The sequence below is a fragment of the Kitasatospora sp. NPDC090308 genome (genome assembly GCF_044769485.1).
Classification (GTDB): Bacteria; Actinomycetota; Actinomycetes; order Streptomycetales; family Streptomycetaceae; genus Kitasatospora; species Kitasatospora fiedleri.
On the sequence record NZ_JBIVXY010000008.1, the window covers coordinates 179512 to 203356 of the forward strand.

Annotated in this window: 15 protein-coding genes; 4 read left to right on the plus strand and 11 right to left on the minus strand. The window is 71.2% G+C overall.

Annotated elements, in window-relative coordinates; translation table 11 throughout:
• Nucleotides 1-92: 92 nt before the first annotated feature.
• Together ACIQVD_RS20365 and ACIQVD_RS20370 are read left to right on the plus strand one after the other, a co-directional pair.
• Nucleotides 93-956, plus strand: a complete 864-nt coding sequence (locus ACIQVD_RS20365; protein ID WP_400679587.1) for a RecB family exonuclease — start codon at nucleotides 93-95, stop codon at nucleotides 954-956.
• Complete coding sequence (locus ACIQVD_RS20370) at nucleotides 957-1628, plus strand: response regulator transcription factor (protein WP_100839311.1); 672 nt, start codon at nucleotides 957-959, stop codon at nucleotides 1626-1628. It abuts the gene before it with no gap.
• 72 nt (nucleotides 1629-1700) lie between these two features.
• On the opposite strand, the gene ACIQVD_RS20375 is transcribed toward ACIQVD_RS20370, so the two are convergent.
• From ACIQVD_RS20375 to metH, 3 genes are all read right to left on the minus strand, one after another.
• Nucleotides 1701-3293, minus strand: coding sequence for an ABC transporter substrate-binding protein (locus tag ACIQVD_RS20375; protein ID WP_400679583.1), 1593 nt, complete (start codon nucleotides 3291-3293; stop codon nucleotides 1701-1703).
• 341 nt (nucleotides 3294-3634) lie between these two features.
• On the minus strand, nucleotides 3635-4351 hold the full coding sequence (locus ACIQVD_RS20380) for an HAD family hydrolase (protein WP_400679580.1): 717 nt from the start codon (nucleotides 4349-4351) through the stop codon (nucleotides 3635-3637).
• 177 nt (nucleotides 4352-4528) lie between these two features.
• Nucleotides 4529-8032 (minus strand): methionine synthase, encoded by a 3504-nt coding sequence (gene metH, locus ACIQVD_RS20385; protein WP_400679578.1) that lies wholly within the window; start codon nucleotides 8030-8032, stop codon nucleotides 4529-4531.
• A 278-nt stretch (nucleotides 8033-8310) separates the two neighbouring features.
• Between metH and ACIQVD_RS20390 the strand changes: the two genes are divergently transcribed.
• Entirely contained in the window at nucleotides 8311-9291 is a 981-nt protein-coding gene (locus ACIQVD_RS20390; protein WP_402290915.1) for a hypothetical protein, read from the plus strand.
• Nucleotides 9292-9481: 190 nt separating this feature from the next.
• Here the strand turns inward: ACIQVD_RS20390 and ACIQVD_RS20395 are convergent, their stop codons facing one another.
• The 7 genes from ACIQVD_RS20395 to adhP form a co-directional block, all read right to left on the minus strand.
• The gene (locus tag ACIQVD_RS20395; protein ID WP_402290918.1) at nucleotides 9482-11065 is read right to left on the minus strand and encodes a glycoside hydrolase family 13 protein; all 1584 of its coding nucleotides are present in this window, start codon (nucleotides 11063-11065) and stop codon (nucleotides 9482-9484) included.
• A gap of 32 nt (nucleotides 11066-11097) precedes the next feature.
• A complete protein-coding gene (locus tag ACIQVD_RS20400) occupies nucleotides 11098-11967 on the minus strand; it encodes a carbohydrate ABC transporter permease (RefSeq protein ID WP_282203573.1) in 870 nt (289 codons plus the stop codon).
• Between the two features lie 9 nt (nucleotides 11968-11976).
• Nucleotides 11977-12843 carry a carbohydrate ABC transporter permease gene (locus tag ACIQVD_RS20405; RefSeq protein ID WP_100839318.1) on the minus strand — a complete coding sequence of 289 codons (867 nt, stop codon included), beginning with the start codon at nucleotides 12841-12843 and terminating at the stop codon, nucleotides 11977-11979.
• A 63-nt stretch (nucleotides 12844-12906) separates the two neighbouring features.
• Nucleotides 12907-14307 carry an extracellular solute-binding protein gene (locus tag ACIQVD_RS20410; RefSeq protein ID WP_400679570.1) on the minus strand — a complete coding sequence of 467 codons (1401 nt, stop codon included), beginning with the start codon at nucleotides 14305-14307 and terminating at the stop codon, nucleotides 12907-12909.
• Between the two features lie 325 nt (nucleotides 14308-14632).
• Complete coding sequence (locus ACIQVD_RS20415) at nucleotides 14633-18931, minus strand: discoidin domain-containing protein (protein ID WP_400679567.1); 4299 nt, start codon at nucleotides 18929-18931, stop codon at nucleotides 14633-14635.
• 202 nt (nucleotides 18932-19133) lie between these two features.
• Nucleotides 19134-20147 (minus strand): LacI family DNA-binding transcriptional regulator, encoded by a 1014-nt coding sequence (locus ACIQVD_RS20420; RefSeq protein WP_100839321.1) that lies wholly within the window; start codon nucleotides 20145-20147, stop codon nucleotides 19134-19136.
• Nucleotides 20148-20250: 103 nt separating this feature from the next.
• Nucleotides 20251-21264, minus strand: coding sequence for an alcohol dehydrogenase AdhP (gene adhP / locus ACIQVD_RS20425; protein ID WP_402290924.1), 1014 nt, complete (start codon nucleotides 21262-21264; stop codon nucleotides 20251-20253).
• Nucleotides 21265-21507: 243 nt separating this feature from the next.
• Between adhP and ACIQVD_RS20430 the strand changes: the two genes are divergently transcribed.
• Nucleotides 21508-22419, plus strand: a complete 912-nt coding sequence (locus ACIQVD_RS20430; RefSeq protein WP_100839323.1) for a PAC2 family protein — start codon at nucleotides 21508-21510, stop codon at nucleotides 22417-22419.
• 128 nt (nucleotides 22420-22547) lie between these two features.
• Here the strand turns inward: ACIQVD_RS20430 and mshC are convergent, their stop codons facing one another.
• Entirely contained in the window at nucleotides 22548-23777 is a 1230-nt protein-coding gene (mshC, locus tag ACIQVD_RS20435) for a cysteine--1-D-myo-inosityl 2-amino-2-deoxy-alpha-D-glucopyranoside ligase (RefSeq protein ID WP_402290927.1), read from the minus strand.
• Between the last annotated feature and the right edge of the window lie 68 nt (nucleotides 23778-23845).

A 23845-nucleotide genomic window follows, 5' to 3' on the forward strand; every position in this document is an offset into this window, starting at 1 on the left:
TGCCCCCGCTCTCCCCTTTCCCCGTTCCTGCTCTCCGACCCGTGCGCGGCCCGTCCGCCCGTGCTGTCGGTTCGGTGCAATAGGGTCGTGGCATGCAGCAGACCGACCCCTCGCCCGCCCCGCGTCCGGCCGCCCGGCCGACCGGGCTGTCGCCGTCCCGGGCGGGTGACTTCATGACCTGCCCGCTGCTGTACCGGCTGCGGGTGATCGACCGGCTGCCGGAGCCGCCGAGCGCCGCCGCCACCCGGGGGACGCTGGTGCACGCGGTGCTGGAGCGGCTGTTCGACCACCCGCCGGCCGAGCGCACGCCGGAGCGGGCGCTCGGGCTGCTGGGCCCGCAGTGGGAGCGGTTGCTGGGGGAACGGCCGGAGCTGGCGGAACTGTTCCCGGGCGCGCCGGAGGAGTTGGCCGACTGGCTGGCGGACGCCGAGAAGCTGGTGCGCCGCTGGTTCCGGCTGGAGGACCCGACCCGGCTGCACCCGGTGGAGCGGGAGCTGTACGTGGAGACCGCGCTGGCCTCCGGCCTGCTGCTGCGCGGGTACATCGACCGGGTGGACGTCGCGCCCTCCGGCGAGGTGCGGCTGGTGGACTACAAGACCGGCCGGGCGCCCTCGCGGGACTTCGAGGGCAGGGCGATGTTCCAGATGAAGTTCTACGCGCTGGTGGTGTGGCGGTGGCGGGGCGTGGTCCCCAAGCGCCTGCAGCTGGTGTACCTGGGCGGCGGCGGGGACGTGGTGACGTACGACCCGGACGAGGCCGACCTGCTCGCGGTGGAGCGCAAGCTGGAGGCGCTGTGGGAGGCGATCTCGGCGGCGGTGGCCACCGGCGACTTCCCGGCGACGCGCAACCGGCTGTGCGACTGGTGCGACCACAAGGCGTCCTGCCCGGAGTTCGGCGGCACTCCCCCGCCGTACCCGCTGCCGGTAACTGTGACCATTCCTGGCAAGGAGTCGTAGGTGACGATCCGTGTGCTGCTGGTGGACGACCAGCCGCTGCTGCGTACCGGTTTCCGGATGATCCTGGAGGCGGAGTCCGACCTGGTGGTGGTCGGCGAGGCGGGCGACGGGCAGCAGGCGCTGGACCAGGTCCGCGCCCTGCAGCCGGACGTGGTGCTGATGGACATCAGGATGCCGCGGATGGACGGCGTGGAGGCGACCCGGCGGATCGCCGGCCCGGACCGGGACGGCCCGGCGAAGGTGCTGGTGCTGACCACCTTCGACCTGGACGAGTACGTGGTGGAGGCGCTGCGGGCGGGGGCCAGCGGTTTCCTGCTCAAGGACGTGCCGGCCGAGGAGCTGGTGCAGGCGATCCGGGTGGTGGCGGACGGCGCGGCGATGCTGGCCCCGTCGGTGACCCGTCGGCTGCTGGACATGTACGCCACCAAGCTGCCCTCGGGCGACGAGGCGCCGCCGCAGGCGCTGACGGTGCTGACCGAGCGCGAGGTGGAGGTGCTGCGGCTGGTGGCGCGCGGGCTGTCGAACGCGGAGATCGCCGCCGAGCTGTTCGTCTCGGAGACCACGGTGAAGACGCACGTGGGCCACGTGCTGACCAAGCTCCAGCTGCGCGACCGGGTGCAGGCGGCGGTGTACGCGTACGAGAGCGGCCTGGTGCGCCCGGGCTCGCTGTAGCCGCGGGCGGGAGCGCCGAACGGCCCGCCGCCCCCTCGGGGGTGGCGGGCCGTTCGGCGTGCGGGCGGACCGTTACTTCGCGGTGCGGCCGATCTCCCAGAACCGGAACACGCCGCTGCTGTCCACGGTGGAGTCCACGCCGGTGATGGCGGGCTGGTAGACGTAGAAGGACTTGTTCTGGAACAGCGGGACCATCGGGACGGCGTCGGCCAGGATCTTCTGGATCTGGTCGTAGGCGCCGCCGCCGGAGCGGTCGGTGAGCTTGATCGAGTCCGGCACCAGCTTGCCGCTGATCTGCGGGTTGTCCCAGCCGTTGTGGAAGGCGCCGCCGCCGACCACCAGCGGGCTGATGTAGTCGTCGGCGTCGGAGTAGTCGGGGGTCCAGCCGACGGTGTACGCCTGGTAGCCGCCGTTCTTCCAGCCGGCCTGGAAGGCCGTCCAGTCGGGCTCCTGCTGGACGGTGACCTGGAACAGGCCGCCGTTCTCCAGCTGCTGCTTGACGGACTCCAGCTCGGCGGCGCCGGCCCGGGCCCGGGACCAGGTCAGGGTGAGCTTGACCGGGGTGGCGACGTGCGCGTTGGTGAGGATGCGCTTGGCCTTGGCCGGGTCGGGCTCGCCGTACTTGTCGAAGAACGCGGTGGTGTGGCCGGCCACGCCCGCCGGGACGATCGAGTAGAGCGGCTGCACGGTGCCCGCGTAGACGTCGTGGGAGATCGCCTTGCGGTCGACCAGCTGGGCGGCGGCCTGCCGGACGGCCTGGTTGCCGCCGGTCTCGTCCTTGGTGTTGAAGACCAGGTAGCGGGTCTCGCCGGAGGCGCCCTCGGCGACCCGGAGCTTGCCGGTGCCGGCCAGGTCGTCGCTCTTGATCTGGGCGGCCGCACTGGGGTCGAGGCTGTTGTCGGTGAGGTCGACCGCGCCGCTGTCGAGGGCGGACTTCAGCTCCTCGGGCTTGTCGAAGTAGCGCACCGCGAACTTGCTGTTCTGGAGCTTGGCGGTGCCCTGGTAGCCGGAGTTGGCGCTGAGCAGGACCTTGCTGGGGGCCTTGCCGTTCATCTCGACCGAGTCGATCTTGTACGGGCCGGAGCCGACCAGGGAGCCGTTGCCGAGCAGCTTGTCGGCCGGGAAGACCTGGTGGTCGACGATCGAGCCGGCCGCGGAGGCCAGCTTGGCCGGGAGCACCGCGTCGGGGCTGTCCAGGTGGAAGGTGATGTCGCGGTCGCCGGAGGTCTCCACCGAGGCGATGGTGGACAGCAGCGAGGCGGGACCGGACGGGTCGTCGATCTTCTTGACCCGGTCGATCGAGAACTTGACGTCCTGGGCGGTCAGCGGGTGCCCGTTGGAGAACTTCAGGCCGCTGCGCAGCTTGCAGGTGTAGGTGAGCGCGTCGGCGCTGGTGAACTGGCAGGACTCGGCGGCGTCGGGCTGCGGCTCGGTCGCGCCGGAGGGGAAGCTCAGCAGCGACTGGAAGGTGTTGTTGAGGATCAGCCAGGAGCCCGCGTCGTACGCGCCGGCCGGGTCCAGCACGCTGGTCACGCTGGTGGTGCCCATGGTGATCGTCTCGTTGCCACCGCCGCCGGCGACCTTCTCGACGGAGGCGCAGCCCGCCGCCGTGGTGGCGACGAGGGCGGCGCAGCTGAGCACGGCCAGGCGGTTGGGCGTCGTCATGCGGGGTGGTCTTCCTCACTGCGTGCGGCCGGCTGTCGCCGGTGGCCCGCCGTCCGGCGCCTGGGTGTGGCGGCGGTGGCGGGTCTGGTACGGCCCGCGTGCGCGCCCGGTACCCGGTTTTTCGGGTGGGGCGGCGCGGGGACTGGTGCGGCCTTAGCGTGCCACATCGGTCCCGGAGGGTCACCGGGCGTACGGCGGGCGCGGGCGCGCGGTTCGCAGGGCCTTGTCCGCTCAGCCGACGAGTTGTCAGCCAATGCCCGTTTTCGCCCGCGCGGCCGGATACGGTCCGCGTACCACCGAACGCGGAACGAAACCGACAAAGGGGGTGAGGGAGACGAACCTCACACCCCGCCTCGCACCCGGGCGCCGGCCAGGGTGCGCAGCAGGTCGAGGTCGACGTGCTCCAGCGAGGGCAGCACCAGGCGGCCGGGGGCGGGCTCGATCGGGGCGATCGAGGGGATCGCGATGACCGGGCAGCCGGCCGCCTCGGCGGCGGCGACGCCGGTGGGGGTGTCCTCGACCACCACGCAACGGGCCGGGTGGGCGCCGAACCGGGCGGCGGCGGCCAGGTAGGGGTCGGGGTGCGGCTTGGTGCGGGCGACCTCGTCGCCGGCCACGGTGAAGGCGAAGTGCCGGGCCCCCAGGCTGCGCAGCACGATGTCGATGATGTGCCGGTGCGAGGCGGACACCAGGGCGGCCGGGACGCCGTGCGCGGCCAGGGTGTTGAGCAGCCGCTCGGCGCCGGGCATCAGCGGGACGCCGCCGGCCAGCAGGTCGACGAAGCGCTGGTTGATCAGGACGGTCAGTTCGGCGGGGCTGAGGGTGACCCCGGTGCGGGTGATCAGGTAGTCGATCACCCGGGTCATCGGTCCGCCGACCACGTGGGTGCGGTCCTCGGCGGTGAGGCGGTGGCCGAGTTCGGCGAACAGGTCGACCTCGGCCTGCCACCAGAAGTCCTCGGTGTCGACCAGGGTGCCGTCCATGTCGAGCAGGACGGCGTGCAGGCCGCCGTCCTCGCCGTCTCCGCCGATGCGGACCGGGGTCGAGACCGTCGTCATGCGCGCCGTCCTTCCTGGTGGGTGGCCCGGCGCGGTGCGGTTGCGGCGCGTCCGGGGATGGCGCGGGCCGGCCCGCTGGTCTGCGGACCGGCCCGTTCAGGATCATCAAGAATACGCCCGCCCGGTCGGATTGCACCGGGCGGCGGCGGGGCGAACGGATGATCTCCGGTTGAAGGTCTAGCGCGCGTTGAAGTACTTGGCCTCGGGGTGGTGGAGCACGATGGCGTCGGTGGACTGCTCGGGGTGCAGCTGGTACTCCTCGGAGAGGATCACGCCGACCCGCTCGGGGCGCAGCAGCTCGGCGATCTTGGCCCGGTCCTCCAGCTCGGGGCAGGCGCCGTAGCCGAGCGAGAAGCGGGCGCCGCGGTACTTGAGCGCGAACATGTCGCGCACGTCCTGCGGGTCCTCGTCGCCGAAGCCCAGCTCGTAGCGGACCCGGGCGTGCCAGAACTCGGCCAGCGCCTCCGCCAACTGGACGGACAGGCCGTGCAGTTCGAGGTAGTCGCGGTAGGAGTTGTCGGCGAACAGCTCGTTGGCGGCCTCGGAGATCCGGTTGCCCATGGTGACCACCTGGAGGCCGACCACGTCGCGCTCGCCGGACTCCTCGGGGCGGAAGAAGTCGGCCAGGCAGAGCCGGCGGCCGCGGCGCTGGCGGGGGAAGGTGAACCTGGTCAGCTCGGAGCCGTCCTCGCGGTACAGGACCAGGTCGTCGCCCTTGGAGTTGGCCGGGAAGTAGCCGTAGACCACGGCGGGCTCCAGCCAGCCCTCGGTCTGCAGCCGGTCCAGCCAGCCGCGCAGCCGCGGGCGGCCCTCGGTCTCCACCAGCTCCTCGTAGGACGGGCCTCCGCTGCGGCCGCCCTTGAGGCCCCACTGCCCCTTGAACAGGGCGTCCTCGTCCAGCCAGGAGGCGTAGTCCTGGAACGGGATGCCCTTGATGATCCGGTCGCCCCAGAACGGCGGGACGGGGATCGGGTTGTCGACGGCCACGTCGGAGCGGATCTGGCCGAGGTCGGCCTCCTCCGGCTCCTCCACCTCGACCCGGGCGTGCCGGCGCTTGCGCAGCTCGGGCAGGGTCGCGCCGGGCACGCCGCGCTTGATGCCGATCAGGGCGTCCATCAGCCGCAGGCCCTCGAAGGCGTCCCGGGCGTAGCGGACCTCGCCGTCGTAGATCTCGTGCAGGTCCTGCTCGACGTAGGCGCGGGTGAGGGCGGCGCCGCCGAGGATCACCGGGAAGTCGGCGGCCAGCGCGCGCTGGTTGAGCTCCTCCAGGTTCTCCTTCATGATCACCGTGGACTTGACCAGCAGGCCGGACATGCCGATCACGTCGGCCTTGTGCTCCTGGGCGGCCTCGACGATCGCCGACACCGGCTGCTTGATGCCCAGGTTGACCACGTTGTAGCCGTTGTTGGACAGGATGATGTCGACCAGGTTCTTGCCGATGTCGTGCACGTCGCCCTTGACGGTGGCCAGCACGATGGTGCCCTTGCCCTCGCTGTCGGACTTCTCCATGTGCGGTTCGAGGTGCGCGACGGCGGCCTTCATCACCTCGGCGGACTGGAGCACGAACGGCAGCTGCATCTCGCCGGAGCCGAACAGCTCGCCGACCACCTTCATGCCGGACAGCAGCGTGTCGTTGATGATCTCCAGCGCCGGGCGCTCGGCCAGCGCGGCGTCCAGGTCGGCCTCCAGGCCGTTGCGCTCGCCGTCGATGATCCGGCGCTGGAGGCGCTCCTCCAGCGGGAGGGCGGCCAGCTCCTCGGCCTTGGACGCGGCGCTGGAGGCGGCGGAGACGCCCTCGAACAGCTGGAGCAGCTTCTGCAGCGGGTCGTAGCCCTCGGCGCGGCGGTCGTAGACCAGGTCCAGGGCGGCCTGCCGGCGCTCCTCCGGGATGCGGTTCATCGGCAGGATCTTGGCGGCGTGCACGATCGCCGAGTCCAGGCCGGCCTCCACGCACTCGTGCAGGAAGACCGAGTTGACCACCTGGCGGGCGGCCGGGTTGAGGCCGAAGGAGATGTTCGACAGGCCCAGGGTGGTCTGCACGTCCGGGTGGCGGCGCTTGAGTTCGCGGATCGCCTCGATGGTCTCGATGCCGTCGCGCCGGGACTCCTCCTGGCCGGTGGCCAGGGTGAAGGCCAGGCAGTCGACCAGGATCGAGGACTCGTCGATGCCGTACTCGCGGCCCAGCTGCTCGATCAGCCGCTCGGCGATGGCGACCTTGGTCTCGGCGGTGCGGGCCTGGCCCTGCTCGTCGATGGTCAGCGCGATCAGGCCGGCGCCGTGCTCGCGGGCCAGCGCGGCGATCCGGCCAAACCGGGTGTCGGGGCCGTCGCCGTCCTCGTAGTTGACCGAGTTGAGGACGGCCCGGCCGCCGAGCATCTCCAGGCCGGCCTTGAGCACCGGCGGCTCGGTGGAGTCCAGCACGATCGGCAGGGTGGAGGCGGTGGCCAGCCGGCCGGCGATCTCGCGCATGTCGGCGACGCCGTCGCGGCCGACGTAGTCCACGCACAGGTCGAGCAGGTGGGCGCCCTCGCGGATCTGCTCGCGGGCGATCTCCACGCAGGTCTGCCAGTCCGCGGCGAGCATCGCCTCGCGGAACTTCTTCGAACCGTTGGCGTTGGTGCGCTCGCCGATCGCCAGGTAGGAGGTGTCCTGCCGGAACGGCACCGCCTGGTACAGCGAGGCGGCGGCCGCCTCGGGGTGCGGGTCGCGGGCGGTGATCGGCAGGCCCTGGACCCGCTCGACCACCTGGCGCAGGTGCTCGGGGGTGGTGCCGCAGCAGCCGCCGACCAGGGCCAGGCCGTAGTCGCGGACGAAGCCCTCGTGCGCGTCGGCCAGCTCCTCGGGGCTGAGCGGGTAGTGCGCGCCGTCCTTGGTGAGCACCGGCAGGCCGGCGTTCGGCATGCAGGAGAGGCCGACCTTGGCGTTCTTCGCCAGGTAGCGCAGGTGCTCGCTCATCTCGGCCGGGCCGGTGGCGCAGTTCATCCCGATGAAGTCGATGCCCAGCGGCTCCAGCGCGGTCAGCGCCGCGCCGATCTCCGAGCCCAGCAGCATGGTGCCGGTGGTCTCGACGGTGACCTGGGCGAGGATCGGCAGGTTCACCCCGGCCTCCGCCAGGGCGGCCTGGCAGCCCAGCACCGACGCCTTGGTCTGCAGCAGGTCCTGGCTGGTCTCGATCAGCAGCGCGTCCGCGCCGCCCGCGATCAGGCCCGCCGCGTTCTGCCGGAAGCCCTCGCGGACCACCTCGAAGGTGGTGTGGCCGAGGGTCGGCAGCTTGGTGCCCGGGCCCATCGAGCCGAGCACCCAGCGGGTGCGGCCGTCCTTCGCGGTGAAGGCGTCGGCCACCTCCCGGGCGATCCGGGCACCGGCCTCGGACAGCTCGAAGATCCGCTCGGGGATGTCGTACTCGCTCAGCGCCCAGTGGTTGGCGCCGAAGGTGTTGGTCTCCACGCAGTCCACGCCGACCGCGAAGTACGCCTCGTGCACCGAGCGCACGATGTCGGGACGGGTGACGTTCAGGACCTCGTTGCAGCCCTCCAGCTGCTGGAAGTCCTCCATCGTCGGCTCCTGCGCCTGGAGCATGGTGCCCATCGCACCGTCGGCCACCACCACCCGGGTGGCGAGTGCCTCGCGCAGGGCGTCGGCGCGGTCCTGCTGGGCGGACGTGGGTACAACGGTGGCCATGTGGCTGCTCCCTGAGTGCGACGGCTGTCGGCTATGCGCTCCCGCTGGACCGGGGACGCACCCCGCCAGGGTATCGGTCCCACCCCGGCCGGACGGAACCCGTTTCGAATCCTGGGCGGCCTTGTCCACCGGAAGGGAGCACGATCATGCCCGCTTCGGGGGAACAGAGCCGGTGGAAGCGCGCCGCGCGCACCCCGCGTGCGTCCGAATGGCGGACACTGCCGGCCCGGGCGCGCCGCCGCTGGCGCGGGCGCACCCGGTGGAGCCGGCCGCGCCGCGTGCTCACCGCGCTCGGCACCGTCCTCGCCCTGCTCCTGCTGCCGGTGCTCGGCGGGGCCGCCGCGCTGCGCTGGGAGTACGCCGGCGACCCGGCCGCGGACGCCCGCACCCGCGGCAAGGACGCGATCTGGCTCGGCCACGCCTGGGTCGACGGGCGGCGCACGCCCGAGGAGCTGACCGCGCTGGCCGCGAAGGTGCGCAGCACCGGCATCCACGACCTGTACGTGCACACCGGGCCGCTGGCGCACGACGGCTCGCTCGACCCGGCGCTGGCGCCCGGCGCGGCGGACTTCCTGGCCCGGGCGCACGCGGCGATGCCGGGGGTGCGGGTCCAGTCCTGGCTGGGCGACGTGGTGGCGCCCGAGAAGGAGGGGCTGCACCTGGACCGCCCCGACGCCCGGGACCGGATCACCGGCGCCGCGCGGCAGATCCTCGACCTGGGCTTCGACGGCGTCCACTTCGACCTGGAGCCCGTGCACTCGGGCTCGGCCGGGTTCCTCGCCCTGCTCGACCAGGTGCACGCGCTCACCGCCGCCCGGTCGGTGCCGCTGTCCATCGCGGCCCCGCAGATCGATCCCGTCCCGGGGCTGGGGCGGGTCGCCTTCGCGCTCAGCGGGCACGGCAAGTACTGGTCCGCGGCGTACTTCGCGGCGGCGGCCGGGAGGGTCGACCAGGTCGCGGTGATGTCGTACGACACCTCGATGCCGGTCGAGTCGCTGTACGGCGGCTACGTCGCCCGGCAGACCTCGCTGGCCCTGGCCCACACCCCGCCGGGCGTCGACCTGCTCATGGGACTGCCGGCCTACTGGGCCGACACGCCCACCCACCGCGGCGCCGCGGAGACCGTCCGCGCGGCGGTCCGCGGCGCACGACTGGCCCTCGGCCCGAACGGCCGGCGGAACTTCGGCCTCGCCCTGTACGTGGACTTCGCGGCCACGCCGGACCACTGGGAGGCGTACCGGGACGGCTGGTGCAACTAGCTGCGCGAGCGCGGAAAGCAGGGGCGCGGGGAACTGCGCGCGGCGGGAGTCGCACGTCAGCGAGGTCGCGGGGCAGGGCAAGTGCTCGTCCTGCGTCGCGATCCGGCTGTGCGTGCTCGCTCGGCCGCGCAGTTCCCCGCGCCCCTGCTTTCGCGCCCCTGGTTTCGCGTCTGCCGTCCTGCTCCAGGTGTTACCTGAGCCAGACCGCCGTGTCGGTGGGGAGGTGGCCGTCGGTCAGTTCGCCGGAGGCCAGCAGGATCTCGCCGTCGAGCGGGAGCGGCGAGGTGGAGAGGTTGACCAGGCAGCGGACGTCGCCGCGGCGGAAGGAGAGGACGCCTTCGGGGGCGTCCTCGGCCCAGGCGAACTCGCCGCGCAGTTCGCGGCGCAGCCGGATGCCCTCGCGGTAGAGGGTGAGCATGGAGGACGGGTCGCCGTGCTGGGCCTCGACGGTGAGCGGGGCCCAGTCGAGGGGCTGCGGGAGCCAGGGGTCCTTGCCGTCGCGGGTGAAGCCGTAGGGCGGGTGGGTGCCGCTCCAGGGGATCGGGACGCGGCAGCCGTCGCGGCCGGGGTCGGTGCCGCCGGAGCGGAAGTGCATCGGGTCCTGGAGGGTGTCCAGCGGGAGGTCCTCGACCTCGGGCAGGCCGAGTTCCTCGCCCTGGTAGAGGTAGAGCGCGCCGGGCAGCGCCATGCTGAGCAGGGCGGCGGCGCGGGCGCGGCGGCGGCCGAGGTCGAGGTCGGTGGGGGTGCCGAAGGACTTGGTGGCGAACTGGAAGCGGGTGTCCTCGCGGCCGTAGCGGGTGACGGTGCGGGTGATGTCGTGGTTGGCGAGCACCCAGGTCGCGGGGGCGCCGACGGGGGCGTGCGCGGCGAGGGTGGTGTCGATGGACTCGCGCAGCGCGGCGGCGTCCCAGGGGCGGGCCAGGAAGTCGAAGTTGAACGCGGTGTGCATTTCGTCCGGGCGCAGGTAGCGGGCGAAACGCTCGGCGTCGGGGACCCAGATCTCGCCGATCAGGACGCGTGGCGGGCTGTAGGAGTCGGCGACGGCGCGCCAGCTGCGGTAGATGTCGTGCAGGTCGTCGCGGTCGACGTAGGGGTGCGGGCGGCCGGGTTCGACGTCGGCGAGGTCGGGGTCCTTGGTGAGCAGGCCGGCCGAGTCGATCCGGACGCCGGCGGCGCCGCGGTCGAACCAGAACCGGAGGATCTCCAGGTGCTCCTCGCGGACGGCGGGGTGGTCCCAGTTGAGGTCGGGCTGGGCGGCGGCGAACAGGTGCAGGTACCACTGGCCGTCGGGCAGCCGGGTCCAGGGGCAGCCGCCGAACTCGGACTTCCAGTCGTTGGGCGGGAGTTCGCCGTCCTCGCCGCGGCCCTCGCGGAAGTGGAACAGGTCGCGCTCGGGGCTGCCGGGGGCGGCGGCGAGGGCGGCCCGGAACCAGGGGTGCTGGTCGGAGACGTGGTTGGGGACGATGTCGACGATGGTGCGCAGGCCGAGCTGCTGGGCCTCGTCGATGAGCAGTTCGGCCTCCTCCAGGGTGCCGAAGACCGGTTCGACGCCGCGGTAGTCGGCGACGTCGTAGCCGCCGTCGGCCATCGGGGAGGGGTACCAGGGGTTGAACCAGATGGCGCCGACGCCCAGTTCGGCCAGGTAGGGCAGGCGGGCGCGGACCCCGGCGAGGTCGCCGACGCCGTCGCCGTTGCCGTCGGCGAAGGAGCGGGGGTAGACCTGGTAGATCGCGGCGTCGCGCCACCACTCGGGGGTCGCGGGCTGATGTGCCACGGCGGGTTGTCCTTTCGGGAGGTGACGGAGCGTCAGCCCTTGACGGAGCCGGCGGTGAGGCCGGACATGATGTTGCGCTGGAAGATCAGGAAGAACACGACGGTCGGCGCGGAGGCGATGGCCAGCGCGGCGATGATCACGTTCTGCGGGACGCCGGTGGAGAGCGAGGTGATGCCGATGTTGAGGGTCTGGTTCTTCGGGTCGGTCTGCACCAGCAGCGGCCAGAGGAAGTCCTTCCAGACGTTGACCACGGCGAAGATGGAGACCACGCCGAGGATCGGCCGGGACATCGGCAGGACGATCGACCACAGGGTGCGGATCGGGCCCGCGCCGTCGACCGAGGCGGCGGCCAGCAGCTCGTTCGGGATGGAGTCGAAGAAGCGCTTCAGCAGGAAGATGTTGAAGGCGTTGGCGACGGTGGGCAGCCAGATCGCCCAGGGGGTGTTGACCAGGTTGACGTGCAGCAGCGGCAGGTCGAGCACGGTCAGGTACTGCGGGACGATGAGCACCGCGGAGGGGATCATCAGGGTGGCCAGCATCATGCCGAGGATGACGTTGCCGAGCACCGGGCGCAGCTTGGAGAGCGCGTAGGCGGCGGCGACGTCGAAGACCAGCTGGAAGGCGAGCGCGCCGAACGCGTAGTAGAGCGTGTTGAACAGCAGCCGGCCCATCCGCATCTTCGACCACGCTTCACCGTACGTGTCGAAGTGGAGGGACGTGGGGAAGAGCGTCGGCGGGTTCTGGATGACTTCCTGGGTGGTCTTGAGTCCGCCGGTGACCAGCCAGTAGAGCGGGCCGAGGAAGACCAGGGTGAAGCCGACCACGACGACGGTCAGGACGGTCCAGTAGGCGATCTTCCCGCCGCGGCGGTTGAGCTGGGTGTCGGATATCAGGGTGCGCACGGCGGCCTCCTAGTCGTTGTCCCGGGACAGCCGCACGTACACCGCGGAGAAGGCGGCGAGGACGAGCAGCAGGACCAGGCCGAGCGCCGAGGCGGCGCCGTAGTTGTTGAAGTTGAACGCGTACTGGTAGATCAGGTTGACCACGGTGGTGGTGGAGCCCTGCGGGCCGTTGCCGCCGGTGAGCAGGTAGGGCTCGACGAAGACCTGCATGGTGGCGACGATCTGGAGCAGCAGGAGCAGCGAGAGGATCAGCCTGGTCTGCGGGATGGTGACGTGCCAGATCCGGCGGAAGAGGCCGGCGCCGTCGAGTTCGGCGGCCTCGTACAGTTCGCCGGGGATGGTCTGCAGCGCGGCCAGGTAGATCAGGGTGGCGCCGCCCATGTTCATCCAGGTCGCCGCGATGACGACCGAGATCATCGCGGTGTCGGCGGAGTTGAGCCAGGCCGAGGTCGGCAGGTGCAGGAAGTGCAGGATGCTGTTGAAGAGGCCGTAGCCGGGGTCGTAGAAGTACTTGAACAGCAGCACGGAGGCCACCGGCGGCATCATCACCGGCAGGTACACCAGCACTCGCAGGTAGCCCTTGGCGTGCCGTAGTTCGTTCAGGACGATGGCGACCGCGAAGGGGACCGCGAAGCCCAGCACGAGGGCGAGCACGGTGAACAGCAGGGTGTTGCGCCAGGCCTGCCAGAACGCCGGGTCCTGGGTCAGCAGGTGCAGGTTGTCCAGGCCGACCCAGCGGGTGTGGCCGCGCTTGGTGCGCTGGAAGCTCATCACGATCTCGCGGATCATCGGGTACCACGAGAAGAGGGCGAAGCAGAGCAGCGCGCCGAGCAGGAAACCGTGCGCGGTGATGTTTCGGCGCAGTGTTTGCCGCATGGGTGTCTCCGAGGGGGGAATCGGGGCCGGGGCCGGCCTGTGCGGCCGGCCCCGGTCGGGGTGTTACTGGAGGCTCGCCAGGACCTGGTTGACCTGGGTCTCGGCGTCGGAGAGGAGCTTGTCGACGCTGGCGTTCTTGTCGGTCAGGACACCGGAGACGGCGTTGTCCAGGACCTTGTAGATCTGCTGGGCGTTGGCGGGCTCGGTCTTGCCGGGGACCGCGGTGTTGATGAACGGCGCGTAGTTGGCGACCGGGACGGTGGCGTCGGCGGCCTTGGCCTTGTTGTCGGCCTCCAGGCTGGCGCCGGTGAAGAAGGCGGGCTGCGGCAGGCCGACCGGCAGGCCGTCGGCCTTGTTCCGGGAGTACTGGAACTGGCCCTTGCCGATGGTCAGGTACTTGAAGTTGATCCAGGCGATGCCGGCCTTGATCTGGTCCGGGGTGGACCCCTTCTTGAAGATGTAGTCGTTGCCGCCGAGCAGGGCGCCCTTGCCGCCGATCATCGGGCCCATGCCGTAGTCCTCGTACTTGCCCTTGAGGGTCTGGACCATGTACGTGATGTCGTCCGGGGCGCCGATGTACATGCCGAGCTTGTCGGAGGACATCTGGGTCATCAGGTCGGGCCACTTGAGGCCCTGGGTGGCGCCCATCGAGTTGTCGGTCCAGCGCATGTCGTACAGGTTCTGCAGGACCTGCTTGCCCTCGGGGGTGTTGAAGGCGGCCTTCTTGCCGTCCTCGGTGGTCATCGAGCCGCCGAGGCCGTAGAGCTCGGCGGTGAAGTGCCAGCCGCCCTGGTTGGTGGCGCTGTAGTCGCCGTAGCCGTTGACGCCGTTGCCGAGCGCGGCGATCTTCTTGGCGGCCGCGCGGACCTCTTCCCAGGTCGTCGGCGGCTTGTCCGGGTCCAGGCCGGCCTGGGTGAAGAGCTTGCGGTTGTAGAGCAGGCCCATCTTGTAGTTCGAGGTGGGCAGGCCGTACAGCTTGCCGTCCGACTTGAGGGTGGCCATCACCGACGGGTCGATGTCCTTGAGCGCCGGGACGCTCTTGTCGTTGACGTAGGCGCTGATGTCCTCGGCGCCGTCGGCGTCCAGGATCTGGTTCAGGTCGGTGAAGTAGCTGTAGTAGACGTCGGTCTGGGTCTTGCCCTTGAGCTGGGCGGTGAAGGCCGGCGGCTCCTCGCAGGGCGTGGCGTCCTTCGAGTTGACGGTGACGTTCGGGTACTGCTGGTTGAACGTCTTGATGTCGTCTTCCCACTGCTTGCGCTCGGCGGCCTTGGTGACCGGGGGCTCGCAGTCGATCGAGATGGTGACCTTGGTGTTCGGGTCGAGCGGCGCCGCGGCGTCCGCGTTGCCTCCCTTGCTGCCGCTGTCCGAGGAGCCCGAGCTGGACGAGCAGGCCGCGGCGGTGAGCGCCAGGCCGGCCGCGGCGACCAGGGCGACGGATCTGCGGAGGAGCCGGTCACGGTTCATGGGGGGTGGTCCCTTTCGAGCACAGGAGGGCAGCGCGCAGCAGACGGCAGGCGCCATGGAAGCCCGTTGGTTTGCGGTGGGGATGTGCCGACTACTTAAGCAGTCGCCGCCAGGTTGCCACAAGATGTCGACGGTATTTCGCAAAAACGTGACTTTCGCTTGCGCGGACCGTGACATAGCGACTCCAGGAACGCGTCAGCGGCCCGCAACGGCCCCACAGGGGGGCGTCACGGGCCGCCGGTACGCAGCCGGGCTGCGAGCACGCCGGGACGGGGCACGACGGCTGTCAGGGGCCGCGTGCGCCCCGTCCCGGGGCAGGGGGGTCCTACGGGTTGACGGTGATGTGCAGCGTCGAGGTGGTGTTCTGGATGTCCTTGTAGTTGTTGCTCAGGGTCAGGTGGTTGAAGGTGACGTCACCGACCGCCGGGCCCTGGCCCGCCTCCGGCATCTCGTTGGCCCACAGGCCGTAGCCGGACTTGGCGTCGAAGGCGTCGCCGCTCTTCTGCGCCCCGGTGATCGAGACGTTGGTGAAGACGGTGTCCTTGATCGGGTTCTGCGGCTGACCGCCCACGTAGTTGGTCTGGAACATGATGCCGCTGTAGGTGGGGTCGACGATGTCCACGTCGCTCACCCGGATGCCCTGGAACACCTTGGAGGCGGAGAACACCCAGATCGCCGGGAAGACCTGCGAGCCCCAGAAGTGGCCGCCGGCCCGCACGATCGAGATGTTCTGCAGGTTCGTCGGGTCCGTGCCGAAGCCGTTCATGGCGTAGCCGAAGTCCAGCGAGGAGATCGTCACGCCCGAGTAGCAGAGGGTGTCCGCGATGTAGATGTTGCGGAAGGTGTTGGCGTAGCCGCCGTACACCGCGATGCCCGCCGCGCGCCAGGTCAGGATCGAGGTCAGGTTCTGGAACACGTTGTTCTTCTCGTCCGCGCCGCCCGCGTCGATCGCGGAGAACAGCGCGAAGGAGTCGTCACCGGTGGCCCGGGCCTCGTTGTTGGAGACCAGGTTGTCGGTCGAGCCGTTGGTCATGTTGATGCCGTCGGCGAAGGTGTCCCGGATCCGCGAGTTGGTGATCGTCATGAAGTCCGTGTTGGCACCCCAGTACATGCAGACCATGTGCTCGGTCCAGATGTTGTCGATCGTGATGTTCGCGACGTTGGCGAAGTCGAACACCTTGCCGGGGCCGTCGATCCGCGAGGTGTAGTTGCCGAAGTAGGCGAACCCGCTGAAGGTCGAGCCGTTGGCGGTGGCCTCGGCCCGGAAGCCGACGTCGGTGTTGGACTGGCTGGTCGGGGCGTAGAAGCGGGTGAACCACGGGCCCGCGCCGACGACCTTCACCGGCTTGCCGTAGACCTGGAACTTGTTCGCGGTCTGGTAGTCGCCGGCCGGGAGGTAGACGCCGACCAGGGTGCCGGTGGTGTCCATCCGGACCTTGTCCAGGGCCGCCTGCACGTCGCCCTGCGCGAAGCCGGTCGGGACCACGTACTTGGCCGGGTCCGGGTTGGCGACCTGGGTGGCCTGCTCCAGGCTGACGAAGTCGATCGCGTACTGCGAGGTGTTCGCCGAGTCCTTCTGCAGCTTGATCTTGTGACCGGCCGGGACGGTGGTGCCCAGCAGGACGTTGGCCTCGTCGTAGATGTGCCGCGGGCTGCCGGCGCTCGGGCCGTTGCCCGGGGCGGTCTCGGAGCCGTACAGCCAGGCGTACTTGGAGGTCAGGTCGATCGCCTTGAGGAAGGTGCCGTCGACGTAGACGTTCAGGGTGGCGTTGGTGCCGTCACCGCCGGCCGCGTCCGGGATGGAGAACCGGGTGACCAGGGTGTTGGTCGCGGCCTTGGTGGTGAACTCCACCGAGGAGCCGGTGGTGTTCAGCGTGACGGCCTTGCGGCCGGACGCCTCGCCCGCCACGTCGCCGATGGTGCGGTTGGGGCCGACCACCTGGGCGCCGCCGGCCAGCACGCCGTCCTCGGCCTCGTAGTTGTCGAACGGCAGGTTGGCGCCGCGGCCGACGTACAGGGACTGGGTGGAGGTGTTGTTGGTCTGCTTGACCGGCAGCTCGTTGCCGTCGTTGGCGATCACCGTCTTGACGGTGTAGCGGCCGTTGGCGGCGGTCCAACTGCCCAGCGAGACCGGGCTGCTGGTGGCGCCGGGGGCGAGCGTGCCGCTGTACGCGCCGGTCAGGGTCTTCAGCACGGTGCCGGTGGTGGCGTCCGAGACGGTCACCGTGATGCCGTGGCTGCCGGAGGCGCTGGCCACCGTGCCCTGGTTCTTGACCGCGACGGTGAAGTTCACCGCGCTGCCGTTCGCCGGGTTGGAGGGCGACCAGGTCGAGGGGGCGGCGACCAGGTCGGAGGAGGCGACCTGGTTGACCGTCAGCGGGCCCGCGGCGGTGAACGAGTTGTTGGTCTCGTCCTGCTCGATGACCTTGTTGTCCTCGTCGACCTTCGCGGTCAGCTGGTAGCTGCCCGCGTTCTGCGCCGGGATCTGCGCGGAGACGGTGGTGGAGGCACCGGCCGCGAGGGCGCCGACGTTGGCCGAGCCGACCTTGGTGGCGCCGAGGTAGAAGTTCACCGAGGTGGCGCCGGAGGCGTTGGTGCCGGTGTTCTTCACCACCGCCGACAGGGTCGGGGTGTCGGTCTCCACGGGGGTGGCCGGGTTGCTGCTCACCGAGGTGACGGTCAGGTCCGGGTTGGGGGCCGGGACGCCGATCACCTGGAACTCGGCGGCCTGGGCGCCGCTGGAGCCGGAGTTGGTGGTGAACTTCAGCTGCACGTCGGCGACGGTCGCGCTCACCGGGATGGTGACGGTGTTGCCGCTCGCCGGGTCGAAGCTGTAGCTCTTGGCCGCGACCAGCGTGCTGAAGCCGCTCGCGCTCTGCTCGCGGCCGTCCACCTCGATGGTCTGGGTGCGGGCGCCCCACGCCGAGCCCGGGTTGAGCTTGACCACGACCGCGCTGGTGGTCGCGTTCGCGCCCAGCTTCACCGCGAGGGTGCTCGGGTAGCTGCCCGCCGCGCTCTCCCAGTAGGTGGAGGTGTCGTTGTCGTTGGCGTTGGTCGCCACGAAGGTGAAGGTGGACGAGGAGGCCGTGATCGGCTTGCCCGCCGCCAGGTTGGTGCCCGTCCCGGTGCCGGTGCCGGTGCGCACCACGGTGTTGGAGGCCGCGGACTGGTTGCCCGCCGCGTCCTTCGCCTTCACGTAGTACGAGACGGTCGCGGTGTCCGGCTGGCTGTCGGTGTACGTCAGGGTGGTGCCGTTGACGCTGCCGCGCAGCGCGCCGTTGGCGTACACGTCGTAGCCGGTGACGCCCGTGTTGTCACTGGCCGCGCCCCAGGTCAGCTTGACCTGGCCGGAGGCCGGCGAGGTGTACGCCAGGTTGGACGGGGCGCTGGGAGCCTGGGTGTCGCCGCCCTGGCCGGTGCGGGTGACGGTGTTGGAGGCCGCGGACTGGTTGCCCGCCGCGTCCTTCGCCTTCACGTAGTACGACACCGTGGCGCTGTCCGGGCGGCTGTCGGTGTAGGTCAGGGTGGTGCCCGACACCGAGGTGAGCAGCGCGCCGTTGGCGTAGACGTCGTAGCCGGTGACGCCCGTGTTGTCACTGGCCGCGTTCCAGGTCAGCTTGATCTGGCCGGAGGCGGGCGAGGTGTAGGCCAGGTTGGACGGGGCGCTGGGGGCCTGGGTGTCGCCGGAGGTCGGGCCGTACGCCTCGAACTCGGAGAGCTGGCCGGCCGGCCAGGCGGTGTTGCCGGTGAAGGTCAGCCGCAGGTACCGGGTGGTGGTGGTCGACAGGTTGACGGTCACCGCGTTGCCGGCGGCCGGGTCGAACACGTAGCCGGCCGAGGCCACCAGGTCGGTGAAGTTGCTGCCGTCGGTGGAGCCCTGGACCTTGAGCGTCTCGGTGCGCTTCTCCCAGCCGGCCGGCAGCTTGAGCACCAGCTTGTTGACCGGGACGGCCGAGCCGAGGTCGCCCTGGACCCACTGCGGGAAGGCGTTGTTGGCGCTCTCCCAGTAGGTGGCCTGGTTGCTGTCGCCGACGTTGCCGGCCACGTAGGTCTGCGAGTACCCGCTGGCGGTGAAGGTGCGGCCGGCCAGCAGGTTCGCGGAGGCGGAGGTGGCGCCGTAGACCTCGAGCTCGGAGACCTGGGCGGACTGCCAGCCGGTGTTGGCGGTGATGTTGACCCGCACGTACCGGGCGGTGGTGGCCCCGAAGGAGATCGTCGCCTTGTCGCCGGAGGCCGGGTCGAAGGTGTAGTTCGCCGAGGCGGTGATGGTGGAGAAGTTGCTGCCGTCGGTGGAGCCGAGCACGCTGAGCGTCTCGGTCCGGGCGCCCCAGGAGCCGGGGACCTTGAGCACCACCGTGTCGACGGAGGCCGCCGAGCCCAGGTCGACCTGGACCCACTGCGCGGAGGCGAGGCCGTTGGACTCCCAGTAGCTGTCCTGGCTGCCGTCGTTGACGTTGCCGGCGCCGAACGTGCCGTTGGTGCTGGAGGCGGTGACGGCCTTGCCGAGGGCCAGGTTCGGCCCTCCCGCCGCCTGTGCCGCCGGGAGCAGGGGCCCGGCGAGCAGAAGCATTCCCAGCGTGGCCGACGACGCCGTCAGCCGCGCGGTTATGCGCTTCGATCTCATGACGTCCCTTCATAAGGTCGAGAAGATGACAATCTTCTGTCCATCTTTTGCGTGATGGCAGCCAAGAGTTACAGCGACGCTACGAGCATGTCAACGGATCGGTCCAAGCGTGCGCATACGAAAAGCGGGCGGGCACCGAAGTGCCCGCCCGCTCGGCGGTCCTGTCGTGACGCCCCGTCAGGGGCCCGCTACCTGCCGCTGATCAGCTCCGCTCGCGGGCCGGCGCGGTCGAACCGCGCACCACCAGCTCGGGCTCGAACAGCAGCTCGTCGTGGGTGACCCGGACCCCGGCGATCTCGCCGACCAGCAGGTCCACCACGGCCCGGCCCATCGCCTCGATCGGCTGCCGGACGGTGGTCAGCGGCGGGTCGGTGCACATCATGAACGAGGAGTCGTCGTACCCGACCACCGACACGTCGTCCGGCACCGCGAGCCCGGCCCGGCGCACCGCGCGGACCGCGCCCAGGGCCAGCGGGTCGCTCGCGCAGACCACGCCGGTGACGCCCTGGCGCAGCAGCCGGGTGGTGGCCGCCTGGCCGCCCTCCAGGCTGAACAGCGCCCGCTCGACGTGCTGCTCCGGCAGCTCCAGGCCCAGCTTGGCCACCACGGCCCGGGCCGCGGCGAGCTTGCGCTGCGAGGGCATGTGGTCCAGCGGGCCGAGCACCAGGCCGATCCTGGTGTGCCCCAACTGGCGCAGGTGGCCGAAGGCCTGCTCGACCGCCACCGCGTCGTCGCAGGAGACCCGGGGGAAGTCCAGGTGGTCGATCGCCGCGTTCAGCAGCACGGTGGGCAGGCTGCGCTCGGCCAGCCGCTGGTAGTGGTCGTGCGGGGCGTCGCCCTGGGCGTAGAGGCCGCCGAAGAACACCACGCCGGAGACGTGCTGCTCCAGCAGCAGGTCGACGTAGTCGGCCTCGGAGACCCCGCCCGCGGTCTGGGTGCACAGCACCGGCGTGAACCCCTGGCCGGCCAGCGCGCCGCCCACCGCCTCGGCGAACGCCGGGAAGATCGGGTTGCCCAACTCGGGCAGGACCAGCCCGATCAGCCGGGCCCGCTCCCCGCGCAGCTGGGTGGGCCGCTCGTAACCGAGCACGTCGAGGGCGGTGAGAACGGCCGCCCTGGTCGCTTCGGAGACACCGGGCTTCTCGTTCAGCACCCGGCTGACGGTCGCCTCGCTGACCCCGACCTTCTTCGCCACCTCGGCAAGTCGTCGTGTCATGTGCCGAGTGTACGACAGAAAACGCAAGCGGCTTGCGTGGATTTGCAGAAGAGGACGGACCCGATCGGGTCCGTCCTCCCCGGGGCCGGAGCCCGTCGCCGGGTCAGCGCAGGTCGAACACCAGCCGGGCCGAGACCTTGCCCGCGAGCACCTCCGCGAAGCAGGAGTTGACGTCCTCCAGCTTCCGGGTCTCCCGGATCACCTCCGTCCTGCCCAACTGGTGCAGCCGGAACACCTCCGCCAGGTCCTGCCGGGTGCCGACGATCGAGCCGATCACCTTCGTCCCGTTCAGCACCGTGTCGAACACCGGCAGGGTCAGCTCGCCCTCGGCGGGCAGGGCGACCAGGACCAGGGTGCCGCCGCGGCGCAGCGAGTCGTAGGCGGCCCGGAACGAGGCGTTGGAGACGGCCAGCGAGATCGCCGCGTCCGCGCCGCCGAGCTTCCGCACCTCGTGCGCGACGTCCTGGGTGCGGGCGTCGAGGACGTGGTCGGCGCCGAGTCGCTCCGCCAGCCTCAGCTTGTCGTCGGTGATGTCGACGGCGACCGTCTCGGCGCCGAAGATCCGGGCGTACTGCAGCGCCAGGTGCCCGAGGCCGCCGATCCCGGAGACCAGCACCCGGGTGCCGGGGCGGGCGCCGGAGAGCTTCACCGCCTTGTACGTGGTGACGCCCGCGCAGGACAGCGGGGCGGCGTCCATCGGGTCCACCCCGTCCGGCACCGGGACCACGTAGTCGCCGTGCGCCAGCGCGTACTGGGCGTAGGCGCCGTCCACCGAGTAGCCGGAGTTGTGCTGGTCGGGGCAGAGCGTCTCCCAGCCGCTCACGCAGTAGTCGCACCGGCCGCAGGCGTCGGCCAGCCACGGGATCGCCACCCGCTCGCCGACCTCGACGTGCCGGACCTCCGGGCCGGCCGCCTCCACGATGCCGACGCCCTCGTGGCCGGGCACGAACGGCGGGGACGGCTTGACCGGCCAGTCGCCGTGCGCGGCGTGGATGTCGGTGTGGCACAGGCCGGAGCACTCGATCCGCACCAGCACCTGGTGCGGTGCCGGGGCGGGCACCTCGCGCTCCTCGATCTCCAGCGGCTCGGTGAAGGCCCGGACGACGGCTGCCTTCATGTCCTTCTCTCCTCGCGGTGCTGAGCGGTTCCGACGGGTCGCACTCCCCCGCCCCAGCCTGCTGGTTCCCCGTTCGAACCGCGAACGGACGCGCCGCCGCGGGCACCGGTCGGGCCGGTCGGCGGACACCACTACGCTTGGCACCCGCCACCCGGCCCACGGCGGCATTCAATGCCCGTAGGCTGGGCAGTAAGGGACCACGGGGGCGGCAGAGCCCCCGCCACTGACGGAGGGAAACGCCGGGTGATCGAGCTGGAAGACCTTCCCGAGTTGATCGACCCGGTGATGATCTGCGCCTTCGAGGGCTGGAACGACGCCGGCGACGCGGCCTCCGCCGCACTCGGGCACCTCGACGAGACCTGGGGCGGCAAGGTGTTCGCCGCGCTCGACGCCGAGGACTACTACGACTTCCAGGTCAACCGGCCCACCATCTGGCTCGACGGCGGGGTCCGCCGGATCACCTGGCCCACCACCAGGCTCTCGGTGGTCCGGGTGACCGAGCCCAAGCCGCGGGACCTGGTGCTCGTCCGCGGCATCGAGCCCAGCATGCGCTGGCGCTCGTACTGCAACGAACTGCTCGGCTTCGCCCACGAGCTGGGCGTCGAACTGGTCGTCATCCTGGGCGCGCTGCTGGGCGACGCCCCGCACACCCGGCCCGTGCCGGTCTCCGGCGTCACCTCGGACGCCACGCTGGCCCGCTCGCTCGACCTGGAGGAGAGCCGCTACGAGGGCCCCACGGGCATCGTCGGCGTCCTCCAGGAGGCCTGCGCGCACGCCGGCGTCCCGGCCGTCACCTTCTGGGCCGCCGTCCCGCACTACGTCTCCCAGCCGCCCAACCCCAAGGCCACCCTCGCCCTGCTCAACAAGGTCGAGGACCTGCTCGACCTGCGCATCCCGCCGGGCGAGCTCGCCGAGGACGCCCGGGCCTGGCAGCTGGGGGTCGACCAGCTCGCCGCGGAGGACTCCGAAGTCGCCGAGTACGTCCAGCAGTTGGAGGAGGCGCAGGACACCGCGGAGCTGCCGGAGGCGTCCGGCGACGCGATCGCCCGGGAGTTCGAGCGCTACCTGCGGCGGCGCGACAACCAGGGGCCGACGGGCGAGAAGCCGATCACGGGGCACGCGACGGAGCGGCCGAAGGACGAGGACGAGGAGTAGGCGGGCCCGCAGCGTGGATCGGCCCCGGGAGGGTGGTGCCCTCCCGGGGCCGATCGTGCTGTGCGGGCGCCTGGTCGCTCGCGCGGTTCCCCGCGCCCCCGGCGGGGGCGCGGGGGTCGGGCGGGGTGCTACAGGGCCACGCCCAGCAGGGCGTCGACGGTGCGGGAGGTCAGGCCCGGGGCGCCGGTGTCCTCGCCGCCCCCGGCCCGGGCCGTGGCGGCCCAGCGGTCGACGGCGGCGAGTGCGGCCGGGGTGTCCAGGTCGTTCGCCAGGGCCTCGCGGACCTCGGCGAGCAGGGCGGTCGCGGAGGGGCCGTCCGGGCGGGAGACCGCGGCGCGCCAGGTGGCGAGGCGGGTGAGGGCGGTGTCCAGGTCGGCGGCCGTCCACTCCCAGTCGCTGCGGTAGTGGTGGGCGAGCAGGGCCAGCCGGATCGCGGCCGGGTCGACGCCGTCGCGGCGCAGCGCCGAGACGAAGACCAGGTTGCCGCGGGACTTGGACATCTTGTGGCCGTCCAGGCCGACCATGCCGGCGTGCACGTACGCGCGGGCGTAGGGGTGCTCGGCGAGGGCGACCTGGGCGTGCGCGGCGCCCATCTCGTGGTGCGGGAAGGAGAGGTCGCTGCCGCCGCCCTGGATGTCGAAGTCCATGCCGAGGAACTGCAGCGCGATCGCCACGCACTCGATGTGCCAGCCGGGGCGGCCCCGGCCGAGTTCGGTGTCCCAGGCGGGTTCGCCCGGGCGGGCGGCGAGCCAGAGCAGGGCGTCCAGCGGGTTCTTCTTGCCGGGCCGCTCCGGGTCCCCGCCGCGCTCGGCGAAGACCGGGAGCATCTGCTCGCGGGTCAGGCCGGAGACCTCGCCGAAGCGCGGGTCGGAGTCGACCGAGAAGTAGACGTCGCCGTCGACCTCGTAGGCCGCGCCGGAGGCGAGCAGGCGCTGCACCAGCGGGACGATCCACGGGATGGACTCGACGGCGCCGACGTAGTGCGCGGGCGGGAGCATCCGCAGCGCGGTCATGTCCTCGCGGAACAGCGCGGTCTCGCGCTCGGCGAGTTCGGTCCAGTCCTGGCCGGTGGCCTCGGCCCGCTCCAGCAGCGGGTCGTCGACGTCGGTGACGTTCTGGACGTAGAGGACGTCGTGGCCGGCGTCCTTCCAGACCCGCTGGACCAGGTCGAAGGCGTTGTAGGTGGCTGCGTGGCCCAGGTGGGTCGCGTCGTAGGGGGTGATGCCGCAGACGTAGAGCCGGGCGGTCGGGCCGGTGGGCACGACCTCTCGGACACTGCTCGTGGCGGTGTCGTAAATGCGCAGGGGAAGCCCCTGACCGGGCAGGGCGGGAACCTCGGAGGCGGGCCAGGCATGCATGGGACCGACTCTAACCTTGCGATCATTTGAAAGACCAACCTATGGACGCGATCGGCCGGAATCCGTTC

Excerpts from the sequence above, each read along its gene's own strand:
- ACIQVD_RS20365 (WP_400679587.1), top strand. The coding sequence starts at position 93 with ATGCAGCAGACCGACCCCTCGCCCGCCCCGCGTCCGGCCGCCCGGCCG.
- ACIQVD_RS20375 (WP_400679583.1), bottom strand. The coding sequence starts at position 3,293 with ATGACGACGCCCAACCGCCTGGCCGTGCTCAGCTGCGCCGCCCTCGTC.
- ACIQVD_RS20380 (WP_400679580.1), bottom strand. The coding sequence starts at position 4,351 with ATGACGACGGTCTCGACCCCGGTCCGCATCGGCGGAGACGGCGAGGAC.
- metH (WP_400679578.1), bottom strand. The coding sequence starts at position 8,032 with ATGGCCACCGTTGTACCCACGTCCGCCCAGCAGGACCGCGCCGACGCC.
- ACIQVD_RS20405 (WP_100839318.1), bottom strand. The coding sequence starts at position 12,843 with ATGCGGCAAACACTGCGCCGAAACATCACCGCGCACGGTTTCCTGCTC.
- ACIQVD_RS20410 (WP_400679570.1), bottom strand. The coding sequence starts at position 14,307 with ATGAACCGTGACCGGCTCCTCCGCAGATCCGTCGCCCTGGTCGCCGCG.
- ACIQVD_RS20415 (WP_400679567.1), bottom strand. The coding sequence starts at position 18,931 with ATGAGATCGAAGCGCATAACCGCGCGGCTGACGGCGTCGTCGGCCACG.
- ACIQVD_RS20420 (WP_100839321.1), bottom strand. The coding sequence starts at position 20,147 with ATGACACGACGACTTGCCGAGGTGGCGAAGAAGGTCGGGGTCAGCGAG.
- adhP (WP_402290924.1), bottom strand. The coding sequence starts at position 21,264 with ATGAAGGCAGCCGTCGTCCGGGCCTTCACCGAGCCGCTGGAGATCGAG.
- mshC (WP_402290927.1), bottom strand. The coding sequence starts at position 23,777 with ATGCATGCCTGGCCCGCCTCCGAGGTTCCCGCCCTGCCCGGTCAGGGG.